The sequence below is a fragment of the Pseudomonas sp. B611 genome (assembly GCF_055407965.1).
The window spans coordinates 266,322-281,177 of the sequence record NZ_JBUZST010000007.1; the positions used below are offsets into that span (position 1 = coordinate 266,322).

Here is a 14,856-nt window from a genome sequence, read left to right on the forward strand (position 1 = left end):
CCTCAGCGCAACGCGGCGACGGCGGCGGCAATGCGCGCGCAGCCTTGGTCGAGGGTGTCGATGTCGGTGGCAATCGACATGCGGAAGAACGGCGCCAGGCCGTACGCGGTGCCGGCTACTACCGCCACGCCCTGGCTTTCCAGCAGGTACATCACCACCTCGCTGTCGCTGTTGAGCACCTTGCCTTCGGCCGTGGTTTTACCCAGCAGGCCGCCGCAGTTCACATACAGATAGAACGCGCCATCGGGCTTGCGGCAGCTCAGGCCGGGGATGGCGTTGAGCAGGTCCAGGCAACGGTCGCGACGTTGCTGGTACACCTCGACGCTGTGCTTGACGAAGTGTTGGTCGCCATTCAGCGCTTCCACGGCGGCCGCCTGGCTGACCGAGCAGGCGTTGCTGGTGGATTGGGATTGCAACGTCGCCATGGCGCCGATCAGGTCGGCGGGGCCGGCGGCGTAACCGATGCGCCAGCCGGTCATGGCGTAGGTCTTGGACACGCCGTTGACCACCAGGCTGCGCTCGCTCAAGGCTGGTTCGATGGCGAGGATATGCGGGTTGTCCAGGCCTTCGTAGCGGATGTGCTCGTAGATGTCATCGGTAATCAGCAGCACGTGGGGGAAGTCCAGCAGCACATCGGCCAGGGCGCGCAATTCGGCGGCGCTGTAGCTGGCGCCGGTGGGGTTGCTCGGCGAATTGAGCAGCAGCCAGCGGGTGCGCGGGGTGATCGCGTTGCGCAGTTGTGCCGGGGTCAGCTTGAAGCCTTCGTGTTCCGGGCAGGCCAGGGTCACGGGCTCGCCTTCGCAGGCCAGCACCATGTCCGGGTACGACACCCAGTACGGCGCCGGGATCAGCACTTCATCACCCGCGCCGAGGGTGGCGGCGAAGGCATTGAAGATCGCGCTCTTGGCGCCACTGGTGACCAGCACTTGCCCGGCGCTGTAGTTCAGGCCGTTTTCGCGGGCCAGCTTGGCGACGATGGCCTGGCGCAGTTCCGGGGTGCCGGCGTTCTGGGTGTAGCGGGTTTCGCCGCGCTCGATGGCCGCACTCGCAGCCCTGCGGATATTTTCAGGTGTGTCGAAATCCGGCTCACCCACCACCAGGTTGATGATGGACTGGCCTTGGCGACGCAACTCGTTGGCGCGGTCGGACGCGGCGCTGCTGGGCGATGGTTTGATGCGTTGCACACGGGCGGCGATGCGGGAGGCAGTCACGGGGCGTTCCTCGTTGATGGCGTTGACAGGGGCCACAGTACGAGGCAGCGGGGAGGGGCTCATAAGATGAGATCGTTCTGGGTTGATAGGCAGTGCTTATGGCTGGGGGTGCACTGAAAGGGGGCATGCAGGTGGGCGTGCGCCGCGCAGGTGCTTGTAATGATTATTTTGGGGTAGCCATAGCAAAGGCTTATGGCTGGTTAAGGTATGGCCTGCCTTTTGCAAATCCCCTTGATGTAAGGAGATCCAAATGTGGGAGCGGGCTTGCTCGCGAAAGCGGTGTGTCAGTCACCAGATTTTTGACTGACACACCGCTTTCGCGAGCAAGCCCGCTCCCACAGGAAAAGCCCCAGTCAATCCACACATGAGCACCGCCCACTTGAACCTGCGCCGATTGAAGTACTTCGTGAAACTGGTAGACATCGGCAGCATGACCCAAGCCGCCGACGTGCTGCATGTCGCCCAACCCGCCCTCAGCCAACAACTGGCCACCCTGGAAGCCGAGTTGCAGCAACAACTGCTGATCCGCACCAAACGCGGCGTCACCCCGACCGAAGCCGGCAAGGTGCTGTACGGCCATGCGCAGATCATCCTGCGCCAGTGCGAACAGGCGCAGAGCGATATCAACGCCACCGGCCAGGCCTTGTCCGGGCAGGTCTCGGTGGGGCTCGCTCCCGGCACCGCCGCGTCAACCTTGTCGCTGCCACTGCTGCGCACCGTGCGCGAACGCCATCCCGGCATCCTGCTGTACCTCAACGAAAACTTCGGCACCACCCTGAGCGAGCTGATCATGAACGGCCGCATGGACATGGCCGTGCTCTACGGCGGCCGCGAAGTGCACGGCTTGAGTTTCGTCTCGCTGCTGCGCGAGCCACTGTACCTGGTCAGCGCCGATCCGGCGGTGGCCGGCCGCGACGACATCCCCCTGGCCGAACTGGCTGACATGGACATGCTGCTGCCCCGTCCCTACAACGTGATGCGCCGCATGGTGGACGAAGCCTTCCTGCGCATCGGCCTCGGTGCGCGGGTGGTGGCCGAGATCGAGTCGTCCACCACGCTCACCGCCGCCGTGGCCGATCACTTCGGCTCGACCATCCTGCCGGAGTCGTCGGCGCGGGTGTTGGCGGCGAACCCAGCGGTGCACATGTGTCGCATCGTCGAGCCCGAAGTGGAGGCGCCGTTGGCGTTGTGTCTGTCCGGGCATTTGCCGCTGTCGGTGCCGGCCCAGGCGGTCAAGGCGATCCTCCTGGAACTGGTGGCGCAGATGCGTGGCAGCGCGGCGTGAGTGGTCATAAGGGCGGCTTATCACCCCAAAGCCAAAGCGTCTTGGCCGCTTTTCGAGGGGCTCGGTAGATTGGCCCCATCCACTCAAGACACGTTCGACAGGCAGGGGCCAACTATGGATTCAGCACGTATCAAGGGGTTGATGGATTTGCTGGCCGAATCCGATCTGCTGGAACTGAGCCTTACCGAAGGCGACAGCACGTTGCGGCTGTTCAAGCAGGCGGGGCAGGCGGCGATCAGCGTCGCACCCAGCGTGGTTGCAGCGCCGGTTGCGGTAAAGCCAAGCGCAGCGATTGAGATCAAGGCCAGCCTCTACGGCGTGCTGCACCTGACGCCCGCCGTCGGTGAGCCACCGTTTGTAGCCGTGGGGCAAGCCATCGAAGCCGGCCAGACCGTGGCGGTGATCGAGGCGATGAAGATGTTCCACCCGGTCAAGGCCAAGGTGGTCGGCAAGCTGGCTGAGATCCTGGCCCAGGCCGGGGCTGAAGTTGCTGCCGGCCAGGCGCTGTTCCGCCTCGATTGACCCTTATTTGTGATGCAGGTGAATTCAATGTTCGACAAAGTGCTGATCGCCAACCGTGGCGAAATTGCCCTGCGCATTCAGCGTGCCTGTCATGGCCTGGGCATCAAGACCGTGGCGGTGTACTCCGAAGCGGACCGCCACGCGCAGTACGTACAAAATGCCGACGAAGTGCTGTGCATCGGCCCGGCCGCGCCAGGCCTGAGCTACCTCAACCAGACGGCGCTGCTGTTTGCCGCCAAGGTCACCGGCGCCCAGGCGATCCATCCCGGCTACGGCTTTCTTTCGGAAAACGCCGGCTTCGCTGAACGCATCGAGGCTGCGGGCCTGACCTTTATCGGTCCCAGCGCCGCGTGCATCCGCACCATGGGCGACAAGGTCGCCGCCAAGCGCGCCATGCGTGAAGCCGGCGTGCCTTGCGTACCGGGGCCGGACTCGACGATGCCCAGCGACGACGCGAGCATCCTCGCCATCGCCGCCGAGATCGGCTACCCGGTGATCGTCAAGGCCGCCGGTGGCGGTGGTGGGCGCGGCATGCGTGTGGTGCAGGAGCACACCGAATTGCTCGCCGCTATTGCGCTCACCCGTGAAGAAGCACGCCTGGCCTTCGGCAACCCGGAACTGTATATCGAGAAATTCCTCGGCCACCCGCGCCACGTGGAAATCCAGGTGCTGTGCGACGCCCACGGCCACGCGATCTGGCTCGGCTGCCGCGACTGCTCGTTGCAACGCCGCCACCAGAAGGTGCTGGAAGAAGCCCCGGCCCCGGGGATCGATCCCGCGCTGATCGCCAAGGTCGGCGAACGCTGCGCCGAGGCGTGCCGCCAGATCGGTTATCGCGGCGTGGGCACCTTTGAATTCCTCTATGAAGACGGTGAGTTCTTCTTCATCGAGATGAACACCCGCCTGCAAGTCGAGCACCCGGTCACCGAGATGACCACCGGCATCGACATCGTCCAGCAGCAACTGCGCATGGCCCGTGGCGAAGTGCTGGGCCTGCGCCAGGAAGATGTGCAGCTCAACGGCCATTCCCTGGAATGCCGCATCAACGCCGAAGACCCGAGCACCTTCATGCCCACCCCCGGCTTGATCCAGCGCTGGGAAGTACCCGGCGGCTTTGGCGTGCGCGTGGATTCCCACGTCACCACCGGCTACCGCGTGCCGCCGTATTACGACTCGATGGTGGCCAAGGTCATCACCCACGGCGCCACCCGCGAAGAAGCGATGGCGCGTATGCGCCTGGCGCTCAGCGAAATGATCGTGGACGGCATCAGCACCAATATCCCGTTGCACCGCGAGATCCTCGATGACCCGGCCTTTCAGGCGGGCGGTGTCGATATTCATCACCTGGAGCGCTGGTTGCTGCAAAGGAGCCCGACATGAGCACCGCACCCAACATCAGCCTGCTGGGCTCCAGCGCCCTGTTGTTTGAAGCGCCGGGCGAGCTGGACCTGGCCCCGCAACAGCGCATCTGGAACCTGGCCCTGCAAGCCGGCGAGTGGCCGGAAATCCACGAAGCCGTGCCCGGCATGAACAACCTGATGCTCACCTTCCTCAAGCCGCCGCGCGAATTGAACGGGCTGTGCGAACGCCTGTTGCAGGCTTGGGAACACAGCACGCCGCTGCCCCTGGAAGGCCGCATCGTCGAGTTGCCGGTGGTCTATGGCGGCGAGTTCGGCCCGCACATGAATGACGTAATCGCCCATACCGGGCTGGACATCGAGACCATCGCCAACCTGCATTGCGAACCGCTGTATCCGGTGTACGCCCTGGGCAGCCATCCAGGTTACTGCTACCTCGGTGGCATGGATCAGCGCCTGGCCACGCCGCGCCGGCAAGTGCCGGTGCTGAATATCGGCGCCGGTTCGGTGTCCATCGGCGGTGTGCAGACCGGTGTGTCCGCGTCGGCCGGCCCCAGCGGCTGGAACACCATCGGCCGCACCGAAATGTCGTTTTTCGACCCCGCCCAAACCCCGCCGGCGATCTTGCGGCCGGGTGATTTCCTGCGCTTGCGCATCGAGAGGATCATTCGATGATCGAGATTCTATCGGCCACCGCCCTGGCCACCGTGCAGGACTTCGGCCGCTTCGGCAGCCTCGGCCAAGGCGTGGGCACGTCGGGCGCCATGGACCATCTGGCCCTGGCGTTGGGCAACCTGTTGCTGGGCAATCCCGAAGACGCCGCGGCGATTGAAATCCCGTTGTTCCCGTTCGAAGTGCGGCTGCTGCACGACTGCGCCTTTGCCGTGACCGGCGCCGCCTGTGATGCAACCTTGGACGGCCAGCCATTGCCGCCGAACTGGGTGTACCAGGGCCGCGAAGGGCAGGTACTGCACCTGGGCTACCCGACCTCCGGCAGCCGCGCCTACCTGTGCCTCGCCGGCGGTGTGGACGTGCCGTCGGTGCTCGGCTCACGCAGCACCCAATTGCGCGGCGAGTTCGGCGGTTTGGATGGCCGGGCGTTGCAGCAGGGTGACCGCCTCGCGGCCTTGCGTCCCGGCATCAGCCCGCTGTCGCTGGACTTTGGTGTGTTGGCGCCGAGCCTGGCGCTGCCATTGCAGGTCGACGGCGTGCCCGCCATGCGTGTGTTGCCCGCCGCCGAATACCAGCGTTTCCAGGAAAGCTCCCGCGCCGCGTTCTGGGCCGGTGAGTGGAAGATCACCACCCAGAGCAACCGCTACGGCTACCGCATGGAAGGTGAACCGCTGCTGCCCATCGCACCGATGGAAATCCGCTCCCACGGCATCGTGCCCGGCGTGATCCAGGTGCCCCACGGCGGCCAACCGATCATCCAGATGCGCGATGCCCAACCCAGCGGCGGCTACCCCAAGTTTGGCAGCGTGATCGAGGCTGACCTGTGGCGCCTCGGCCAGGCGCCCATCGGCAGCAAGGTGCGCTTTATCGAGTGCAGCTATGAGGACGCGGTCGAGGCCCTGGAAACCAATCGCCGTTACCTGCGCGAAGTCAGCCGCCTGGTGGACCTGCACCGAGAGGGAGTTAAAGCATGACAATCGAGGAGATTCGCCAACTGGCGCTGTGGCTCAAGGAACATCACCTGGCCGGCGCCGAACTGAGTCGTCCGGGGGCGCACCTGACGCTCAAGCGCGGTGCGCCTGCACTCAGCGTTGCGGCGCCCGTTGCCGTGGCGACGGTTGAGGACAAGGTGCTGCGTACCACCGGCCTGGGTCGCTTGCTGCTGACCCATCCGCAACTCAGCGAACCCTTCGTGGCCGTGGGCGATCTGCTCAGCGCCGGGCAACTGGTGGCGGTGCTGCAAGTCGGCGACCTCCTGCTGCCCCAGCGCAGCCGTGAGGCCGCACGGGTGATTGATGTGCGTGTGCCCTGCGGCACCACCGTCGGCTACGGTGAAGCGTTCCTGGGTCTGGAGTATCAGGCATGAAGATTGATTTGAACGCCGACCTCGGCGAAGGCTTCGGCCCGTGGCGCATGGGCGAGGACGAGGCACTGATGAGCCTGATTTCCTCGGCCAACGTCGCCTGTGGCTACCACGCCGGTGATCCGCTGATCATGGACACCACCGTGCGACTGGCGAAGGCCGGTGGCATCGACCTCGGTGCGCACGTGGGTTTCCCGGACCTGATGGGCTTCGGCCGACGCCAGATGCAGATCGAGATCAAGGAACTCGCCACTTACGTGATCTACCAACTTGGCGCGCTGGCCGGGATGGCCGCTGTAAACGGCCATCGCATGACCCATATGAGCTTCCACGGCGCCCTTGGCAATATGGCCGCCGCCGATGCCGCGCTGGCCGAGCCGCTGGTGCGGGCGGTGGCGGCGTTTGATCCGACATTGATTATCAGCTCGTCTAGCAGCCGCGCCATCGAAGCTGCCGCCGAGAAGTGTGGTCTGCGCGTTGCCACCACCTTTCTGGCCGACCGCGCCTATGACGACGACTGCCTGTTGGTGCCGCGCAAGGTCGAAGGCTCGGTGATCAAGGAACCGGCAGCGGTACTAAAGCGCGTGCGCCAATTGCTGGAGGAGGGCACCGTCACCGCCCTCAGCGGCAAGGTGCTGCGGGTGCCGGCCCATTCGATCCTGCTGCACGGCGACACCCCCGGCGCAGTCGAGTTGGCCCGCACTATTCGCAACGAAATCGAGCAACTGGGCGGGCACATTACACCGATTTCCCAGCTGCTGGCCGCGTCATAAGCAGGCCTTATCGCCACACAACCATTGCGTCTTGGTCCAGCGCCTGAAGGCTGGATAGAGTCGAACCATAACCCGCAGCACAAGGAATACCCCATGCCATTTTCCGACTACAAAACCGCGCTGGTCACCGGGGCTTCCTCGGGCATCGGCGCCGCCGTTGTAGAGCGCCTCTGCCAGGAAGGCGTGCAGGTGCATGCCCTGGCCCGCAGCGCCGACAAGTTGCAGGCACTGGCGGCCAAGACCGGCTGCATTGCCCACGCCATCGACGTGACCGACATCGCCGGGCTGACCCAGCTGTTCGCCGAAAACACCTTCGACATCCTGGTCAACAACGCCGGTGTCGATAAACCGGGCTCGCTGCTCAAGGCCGACGCCGACGGCATCGACCTGCTGATCGACGTCAACCTGCGCGCCGTGCTGCACCTGGCACGCCTGGCCTTGCCGGGCATGGTCGAGCGCGATTGCGGGCACATCATCAACATCAGCTCGATTGCGGCGGCCTACAACTTTGGCGGCAACTCCACGTACCACGCGACCAAGGCGGCGGTGAGCATGCTCTCGCGCCAACTGCGCATCGATGCGTTCGGCAAGCGCGTGCGGGTCACCGAGATCTGCCCGGGGCGTGTGGCCACGGACATTTTTGCCCACGTGCACGGTGATTCCGAGGAGACCTACAAGCGCTTCGTCGAGGGCTTTGAGTTGCCCCAGGCCGAAGACATCGCCAACGCCATCGCCTTTGCGATTGCCGCGCCGATTGCCGTCAACGTCGGGCATATGGAAATCACCCCGACCTTGCAGGTGCCGGGCGGGCTGTCCACCGCGCGTCCGCAGGATTACCAGGGCTGAACCACAGCCCCCTAAAACAGAACGGATCGATCCGTCAGCGCTGCATCCCGCCACGGCCCCGCCGGGTGATTTTGATTCCTGCCCTAGCCCAATGCCGATAGGGATTGACCATGAAGCAAGACTTCGATTTGGCCGCGATTCTGCAAGGCGAGTACGCCGAGCTGATCGTCAAGGGCATCGAAATGACCTTGCAGCTGGCGTTGTTCGCCTGGCTGCTGGCGATGATTCTGGCGCTGACGCTGGTCACGGTGCGCCTGACCGGCAACACGCTGGCCGACCGCCTGGTGGCGGGGTACGTGTCCTACCATCGCAACGTGCCGACCCTGGTGCAACTGATGCTGTGGTACTTCGGCGTGCCGACCCTGCTCAGCGAAAACGCGCAACTGTGGCTGGCCAGTCACAACACCGAATACCTGTTTTCGGTGATCGCCCTGGGCTTGTGCCAGGCTGCGTATTTCTGTGAAGACATGCGCAGCGGCCTGCGCGCGATTCCCGCTGGGCAGACCGAAGCGTCGCGGGCGCTGGGCCTGGGTTACGTGCGTTCGATGCGCTACGTGATCCTGCCCCAGGGCGTGCGCAACTGCCTGCCATCGCTGATCAACCACACCGTGCTGCTGTTCAAGAACACCAGTTTGGCGATGGCAATCGGCGTGATGGAACTGACCTACGCCAGCCGCGAAGTGGAGAACTATACGTTCCGCACCTTCGAGTCGTACCTGGTGGCCACGGTGTTCTACCTGGTGTTTTCACTGCTGCTGATGGGCGCTGGGGCATTGCTTGCCCGGCACTTCAGCAAAGCCCTGGCGAGGTAGATGGCGATGTTTGATATCGTTGAAATCCTGCAGAACAACTGGACGCTGTTCCTCATCGGTCAGTATCCCCACGGTCCCTTGGGCGGTCTGGCCAGCACCTTGATCCTCGCCGCGCTGGCGCTGCTGCTGGCGTTCCCGTTCGGACTGTTGCTGGCGCTGGCGCGGGTGTCGCCGTGGAAGGGGTTGTACTGGGTGGCCACGGTGTGGGTCTACGTGCTGCGCGGCATTCCGTTGCTGATGGTGATCTTCTGGACCTACTTCCTGGTGCCGTTGCTGATCGGCCATAACATCACCGGCTTCATGACCATGCTCTGCACGCTGGTGATCTACCAGAGCGCGTACCTGTGCGAAATCATTCGCGGCGGTATCCAGGCGTTGCCGAGCGGGCAATACGAAGCGTCTCGCGCCTTGGGCCTGGGCTACGTGCGCACCACGGTCTGGGTGATCTTGCCCCAGGCGTTGTACAACGCGTTGCCAAGCCTGATCAGCCAGTTCATCTCGATCATCAAGGAAACCTCCCTGGGCTACGTGATCAACGTGCAGGAAGTGACCTTCGCCGCCAACCAGGTCAACAACCAGTTGCTGACCAAGCCGTTCCAGGTGTTTTTCATCCTGGCGATCATCTACTACCTGCTGTGTTTCGGCCTGACCCGCCTGGCTGGCTGGGTAGAACAACGCATTGCGCGCAAGCGCCTGGGTGAGGGCGGGCAGACCGTGCCCGGCAAGCCGTTGCTGGCCACCGATAATTGAAGAGGGCTGCGCTCATGCATCCAATGATCATGTTTTCGAAAATCAATAAATGGTACGGCGAGTACCAGGCGCTGACCGACATCACCGCCGAAGTGAACCCCGGTGAAGTGGTGGTGCTGTGCGGGCCGTCGGGCTCGGGCAAGTCCACGCTGATCCGCACGGTCAACCGCCTGGAAGACATCCAGAACGGCCAGATCCTGTTCGACGGCCAGGACGTGCACGGCACCGACGCGCAGATCAACCGCCTGCGCAGCCGCGTGGGGTTTGTGTTCCAGAGCTTCAACCTGTTCCCGCACCTGTCGGTGCTGGAAAACATCACCCTGGCGCCAAACAAGCTGCGCAACCTCAAGGGCGCGGCGGCCAAGCAAAAGGCCATGGAACTGCTCGACCGCGTGGGCCTGGCGTACAAGGCCGGGGCCTACCCGGCGCAGCTGTCCGGCGGCCAGCAGCAACGGGTGGCGATTGCCCGCGCCCTGGCGATGGAACCGCCAGTGATGCTGTTCGACGAGCCCACCAGCGCCCTCGACCCGGAAATGGTCGGCGAAGTGCTGAGCGTGATGAAGGGCTTGGCCAAGGACGGCATGACCATGATGTGCGTGACCCACGAGATGAACTTCGCCCGCGAAGTGGCCGACACCATCTGGTTTATGGACGCGGGGCAGATTCTGGAAAAGAGCAGCCCCGACGCCTTCTTCACCCAGCCTTCGCACCCGCGAGCGCAACGCTTCATCGCCGACCTGCGGGCCCACTGAGCGGCGGCGGCTTGATTCCTTCTGCCATTTTGCTTGTCCAACTTTCTGGAGATTTCCCATGGGTATGAAGCATCTGTTTACTGCGCTGGCATTGGGTCCATTGGCTGTGGCCTGCGCCCAGGCTGACCAATTGAGCGACATCCTGGCCAAGCAATCCCTGAGCTGCGGCGTGTACGCCGACGTGCCGCCATTCTCCGCGCCGGACCCAAAGACCCGCGAGCTGGTGGGCATGGACGTGGACCTGTGCAAGGCCCTGGCCAAGACCATGGGCGTGGCGTTGGAACTCAAGCCGCTGTCGGTTGAAGCGCGCATTCCCGAAGTGAAGATGGGCCGCGTCGATGTGATCTTCGCCAACCTGGCGTACACCAAGACCCGCGCCGAACAGATCCAGTTCAGCGACCCGTACTACATCGCCAAGGAAACCCTGGTGGTGCGCGCGGCCAACGCCGACCAGCCGAAAAGCTTCTTCAAGGACAAGCGCATCAGCTCCACCAAGGGTTCCACCTCCGAGCAATCGATCCGCATCGCCGGCGCCACCCCGGTGACCTTCCAGGACACCGGCTCGGCCTATATGGCCCTGCAACAGAATAAAGTGGTGGGCTTGGTGACCAACACCATGACCGCGCTGAAACTGGTCAACCAGGCCAAGGCCGGTGGCGTGGAACTGGCGATTGCCAAGGAACCGATGGCCCTGGAACCGATTGGCGCGGGCATGCGTCGCGATGAGCCGGCGTTCCTGGCCAAGGTCAATGAGTCGTTGATGGCGATGGAAAAGGCCGGCGAGATCGACGCGATATGGGACCGCTGGATCGGCCCGAACACCGAATACAAGATGGTGCGTGAGGACAAGGTGCAGAGCCTCAGCGCCCTGAAGTTCGACCCACTGCCGTAAAGCGTTTCCAGTTTGATCGTTCCCACGCTCCGCGTGGGAATGCTGCCCTGGACGCTCCGCGTCCCGCTGCTGACACCTGTGCATGGGTGACGCGGAGCGTCACAGGAGGCATTCCCACGCGGAGCGTGGGAACGATCATCATCGCGCCGGATCAGTGTCTGATTACGGGCTGAAGATCCTCATCCAACGCCCAATGCGCCTCGCCAGGCCGCAAGCACACACCACCCACCCACCGCTCATGGCTCGCATGCTCCAACCAATACGCCCGCCCATCAAGCACCGCCCGGCCCAATTCAGTCAGTACCAACCCCGCCTCTGTCTCCGCCAGTAACGGCGCCGCGCCATCGATCAACGGCCGCAACAGCGCATAAAACATCATGTCCCCCAGAAATGGCAGCGGCTCGCGCTTGGCCATCAACTCGGCAAACACCCGGCCTGCCGGTTTTGGCCCGGCTTCGGCCAGATAGCCCAGGGTCAGGCGCTCGGTCAGAGACAAGCCATCGCGGGCGCCGGGCAATTCCTGCAATTGGCGCAACAACGCGGGTGCCATGAAGGGCAGGGCAGGCTGTGTGCCGTGGGCCAGTTCGGCCCATTTGACCGGCGAGCTGGCGCAATACGCCGCCCACGCTCGCTTGGCCAGTTGCACCGCGTCATCATCGATCAGGCGCCGCTGCGGCCATAGCCACGCGAGCACATCCGGGGCCAGTTGGCCGATGCCGATAAAACGCTGCACGCCGGGGATGTGGTCTACCTCGATCAGCTCCAGTCGCTGCGGCGCCCGTTCCAGGCCGGCCAAGGCGCGGATCAGGAACAGTTGGTCATAGGCGTCGGCTTCGCACCACAGCACGCTGTGTTCGGCGTTGGCCAGGCTTGCCAGTTGGGTGTATTCATCGGCCAGCCTACGGGCGGCATCGCCCTCATCCATGGCAAACGCCTGGCTGATAAAGGTGGCGCGCAGGGCTTGGTAATCCGCGCTGGGCAGGTCACGCACCGGGCCCATGCATAACGGGTCGCTGAGCATCTGGAAGCGGCCCTTGAACCCGGCCAGTTGCAGGCTGTGGGCGATGTCATTGCCGCAGCGCCAATGGGTGGTGCGGGCTTCATCGCAGGCTTCGAAGTCAGGATGGCGCGCGGCGAAGTCGATGGCATCCACATGGGCCTTGAGCTTGGGCCAGCTGCTGAAGCCCAGTTGCTTGGCTATTTGCCATTGCGCCTGGGACAGCGTGGCGCTGGGGTCCAGGGCCTTGAGGCGCGGCAACAGTTCCTTGGCGCGCTTGCGCTGCTGCTCAAGGTTGAGGCGGCCGTCGGTGTTGAGGTAGTGGGACATACGAGCTCCTTGTCTGAACCTTGTCCGCTTGAAGGTTGGGAGTCGTAGAAAAAAGAGGGTGTTGCTGTGTCTTGGGCGCAGCCCTTTCCGCGGAAGGTGGCGTAGAAGGCGCCAGGCGGGGAATATAGGCAGTGAAATAGTTGATTGCAAGCCGCTCACCGAGTATCGAGTTCATGACTGACACCCCGCTGATTGAAACCCGCGCCCTCACGCGCATGGACGAGCGCCGCCAAGTGCCCTTGCTCCAGCCCACCGATTTCACCTTGAACGCCGGCGACCGTGTGTCCATCACCGGTTCCTCCGGCTCTGGCAAAAGTGTCTTTTTGCGCGCCCTGGCCCTGCTGGATGCGCCCACCTCTGGGCAAGTCCTGTGGAACGGCCAGCCGATCGGCAACGCCGAGATTCCCCATTACCGTTGCCATATCAGCTATCTGGCCCAGCGCCCGGCGTTGCTCGAAGGCACGGTGGAAGACAACCTGCGTTTCCCGTTCAGCCTCAAGACCTCGCATAAACGCAGCTTCGACCTTGCAGCCGTCACCACATTGCTGGGGCATGCAGGCAAGGCGCCGGACTTCCTGGCAAAAAATGCTGCGGATTTGTCTGGCGGTGAATCCCAGGTGGTTTCGCTGATCCGCACCTTGCAACTGAACCCCGAAGTCCTGCTGCTGGACGAGCCTACCGCCGCCCTCGACCCCACGTCATCCCGCGAAGTGGAAGCACTGATCGATGCCTGGTTCGCCGGCGATAAATCCCGTGCCTGCATTTGGGTGTCCCACGACCTCGACCAGGCCCAGCGCATGAGCAACCTCCACCTGCACATGAGTGCCGGCGTGTTGAGCGGGGTAGCCCAGCCATGAATTACCAGAACCTCACCGCCCTCGACCTGGGCATCGCCGCCTCGCTGATTCTGATCAACGGCGCACTGTCGCTGCTCTTGCGCCTGGGCCTCGGCCGCCAATTGCTGTGGGCGGCGGTGCGCACCGTGGTGCAACTGTTGGCCATTGGTTACCTGCTGGGTTGGGTGTTCGAGTTTGCCTACTGGTACGTGGTGCTGCCGTTGATGTGCGCCATGACCCTGATCGCCGGCATCTCCGCCGCCGGACGCGGGCGGCGCACGTACAAGGGGCAGCGGGTCGACAGCATTCTGTCGGTGTGGGGCAGCTCGTGGCTGGTGACGGCGGTGGGGCTGTTTGCGGTAATTCGCATCCACCCGTGGTACGAGCCGCAGTATGCGATTCCGATCCTCGGGATGATCCTGGGCAACACCCTGACCGGCGTGTCGCTGGGCATAGAACGCATGACCCAGGAACTGACCTCCGGGCGCAATACCATCGAAATGATCCTCGCCCTCGGCGGCTCACGCTGGGAGGCGGCGCAGGACGCCATTCGCCAGGCGGTGCGCGCGGGGATGATCCCGACGTTGAACCAGATGACGGTGGTCGGCATCGTCAGCCTGCCCGGCATGATGACCGGCCAGGTGCTGGCGGGGGAAAGCCCGGTGGATGCGGTGCGGTATCAGATCGTGATTATGTTCTTGATAGCCGCGGCGTCGGCGTTGGGTACGGTGGGGGCGGTGTTGTTGACGTATCGGCGGTTGTTTTCGGTGGGGCACAGGTTTTTGCGCGAGCGTCTCGAAGAGCGCTGATATCCCTGTGGGACCTGGCTCGCTACACAACTTTGAACATTGCTGCTGGACCTGTGGCGAGGGAGCTTGCTCCCGTGGCGGCCTGGCAGTCGAGCGAGTTTTACCGGGTGTAAACCGGTTCAAGTGTGGGAGCGGGCTTGCTCGCGAAGGCTACCTATCATGCGACCAAGTCTTATCGGGTGTACGCCGGCCTAATGTGGGAGCTGGCTTGCCTGCGATGGCTATGTGTCAGGCATTGGATGTCTTTGATCGGAGTACATATCCGTTATTTGGGTAACGGCTGATATTGGTTCCGCCCTTACGGCGGGTCACTTTTGGAAGAGCGCCAAAAGTAACCAAAAACGCTTCGCCCCACCACTCGGCACCTCGCCTAGGCTCGGTGTGCCCGAACGCAGGCTTGAATCCGTGGGCCGCCGTCATGGGCCATCCTTGGCCCAGGACGGCTAACCCGGCGTCCTGCCGGGTTACCCACGGATTCAAGCCTGCGTTCGGCCAGCGTGGTTAACGGGGCGCCTAAGGTCAAGATCAAAAGCTGAAAAGCCAGAGCCAGAGCCAGAGCCAGAGCCAAAGCCAGAGCCAGAGCTTCGGGTTTTGTCAGGTGCTTTATCGTGATTGTTTCACCTGATGAAATGCTGGATTGTGAATCCT

General features: G+C 63.6%; 16 protein-coding genes. 14 read left to right on the forward strand and 2 right to left on the reverse strand.

Annotated elements, in window-relative coordinates:
- Positions 1-2: 2 nt before the first annotated feature.
- Entirely contained in the window at positions 3-1,211 is a 1,209-nt protein-coding gene (locus tag ACZRMO_RS18060; RefSeq protein ID WP_463973706.1) for an aspartate transaminase, read from the reverse strand.
- 379 nt (positions 1,212-1,590) lie between these two features.
- Here ACZRMO_RS18060 and nac point away from each other — a divergent pair, with 379 nt between their 5' ends.
- From nac to ACZRMO_RS18120, 12 genes are all read left to right on the forward strand, one after another.
- Complete coding sequence (gene nac / locus ACZRMO_RS18065) at positions 1,591-2,496, forward strand: nitrogen assimilation transcriptional regulator NAC (protein WP_124528652.1); 906 nt, start codon at positions 1,591-1,593, stop codon at positions 2,494-2,496.
- A gap of 114 nt (positions 2,497-2,610) precedes the next feature.
- A complete protein-coding gene (locus tag ACZRMO_RS18070; protein WP_463973707.1) occupies positions 2,611-3,018 on the forward strand; it encodes an acetyl-CoA carboxylase biotin carboxyl carrier protein in 408 nt (135 codons plus the stop codon).
- A 27-nt stretch (positions 3,019-3,045) separates the two neighbouring features.
- Positions 3,046-4,398 carry an acetyl-CoA carboxylase biotin carboxylase subunit gene (gene accC, locus ACZRMO_RS18075; protein WP_463973708.1) on the forward strand — a complete coding sequence of 451 codons (1,353 nt, stop codon included), beginning with the start codon at positions 3,046-3,048 and terminating at the stop codon, positions 4,396-4,398.
- Positions 4,395-5,051, forward strand: coding sequence for a 5-oxoprolinase subunit PxpB (gene pxpB / locus ACZRMO_RS18080; RefSeq protein ID WP_463973709.1), 657 nt, complete (start codon positions 4,395-4,397; stop codon positions 5,049-5,051). Before accC ends, pxpB begins: the two co-directional genes overlap by 4 nt.
- Positions 5,048-6,022: a 5-oxoprolinase subunit C family protein gene (locus ACZRMO_RS18085; RefSeq protein ID WP_463973710.1), complete on the forward strand. Its 975-nt coding sequence runs from the start codon at positions 5,048-5,050 to the stop codon at positions 6,020-6,022. Before pxpB ends, ACZRMO_RS18085 begins: the two co-directional genes overlap by 4 nt.
- The gene (locus ACZRMO_RS18090) at positions 6,019-6,414 is read left to right on the forward strand and encodes a hypothetical protein (protein WP_463973711.1); all 396 of its coding nucleotides are present in this window, start codon (positions 6,019-6,021) and stop codon (positions 6,412-6,414) included. The genes ACZRMO_RS18085 and ACZRMO_RS18090 overlap by 4 nt, the downstream gene beginning before the upstream one ends.
- Entirely contained in the window at positions 6,411-7,184 is a 774-nt protein-coding gene (locus tag ACZRMO_RS18095; protein ID WP_463973712.1) for a LamB/YcsF family protein, read from the forward strand. Before ACZRMO_RS18090 ends, ACZRMO_RS18095 begins: the two co-directional genes overlap by 4 nt.
- 93 nt (positions 7,185-7,277) lie before the next feature.
- On the forward strand, positions 7,278-8,030 hold the full coding sequence (locus ACZRMO_RS18100; protein ID WP_124528601.1) for an SDR family oxidoreductase: 753 nt from the start codon (positions 7,278-7,280) through the stop codon (positions 8,028-8,030).
- A 110-nt stretch (positions 8,031-8,140) separates the two neighbouring features.
- Complete coding sequence (locus ACZRMO_RS18105; RefSeq protein WP_463973713.1) at positions 8,141-8,842, forward strand: amino acid ABC transporter permease; 702 nt, start codon at positions 8,141-8,143, stop codon at positions 8,840-8,842.
- A 6-nt stretch (positions 8,843-8,848) separates the two neighbouring features.
- Positions 8,849-9,592: an amino acid ABC transporter permease gene (locus tag ACZRMO_RS18110; protein ID WP_463973714.1), complete on the forward strand. Its 744-nt coding sequence runs from the start codon at positions 8,849-8,851 to the stop codon at positions 9,590-9,592.
- 23 nt (positions 9,593-9,615) lie between these two features.
- Positions 9,616-10,344: an amino acid ABC transporter ATP-binding protein gene (locus tag ACZRMO_RS18115; protein ID WP_463973733.1), complete on the forward strand. Its 729-nt coding sequence runs from the start codon at positions 9,616-9,618 to the stop codon at positions 10,342-10,344.
- 58 nt (positions 10,345-10,402) lie between these two features.
- Complete coding sequence (locus ACZRMO_RS18120; protein ID WP_017737201.1) at positions 10,403-11,236, forward strand: ABC transporter substrate-binding protein; 834 nt, start codon at positions 10,403-10,405, stop codon at positions 11,234-11,236.
- 151 nt (positions 11,237-11,387) lie between these two features.
- Here the strand turns inward: ACZRMO_RS18120 and ACZRMO_RS18125 are convergent, their stop codons facing one another.
- The gene (locus tag ACZRMO_RS18125; RefSeq protein ID WP_463973715.1) at positions 11,388-12,563 is read right to left on the reverse strand and encodes a DUF1835 domain-containing protein; all 1,176 of its coding nucleotides are present in this window, start codon (positions 12,561-12,563) and stop codon (positions 11,388-11,390) included.
- 173 nt (positions 12,564-12,736) lie between these two features.
- Here ACZRMO_RS18125 and ACZRMO_RS18130 point away from each other — a divergent pair, with 173 nt between their 5' ends.
- Complete coding sequence (locus tag ACZRMO_RS18130; RefSeq protein WP_463973716.1) at positions 12,737-13,420, forward strand: ABC transporter ATP-binding protein; 684 nt, start codon at positions 12,737-12,739, stop codon at positions 13,418-13,420.
- Entirely contained in the window at positions 13,417-14,208 is a 792-nt protein-coding gene (locus ACZRMO_RS18135) for an ABC transporter permease (protein ID WP_124528612.1), read from the forward strand. The genes ACZRMO_RS18130 and ACZRMO_RS18135 overlap by 4 nt, the downstream gene beginning before the upstream one ends.
- Positions 14,209-14,856: the final 648 nt, after the last annotated feature.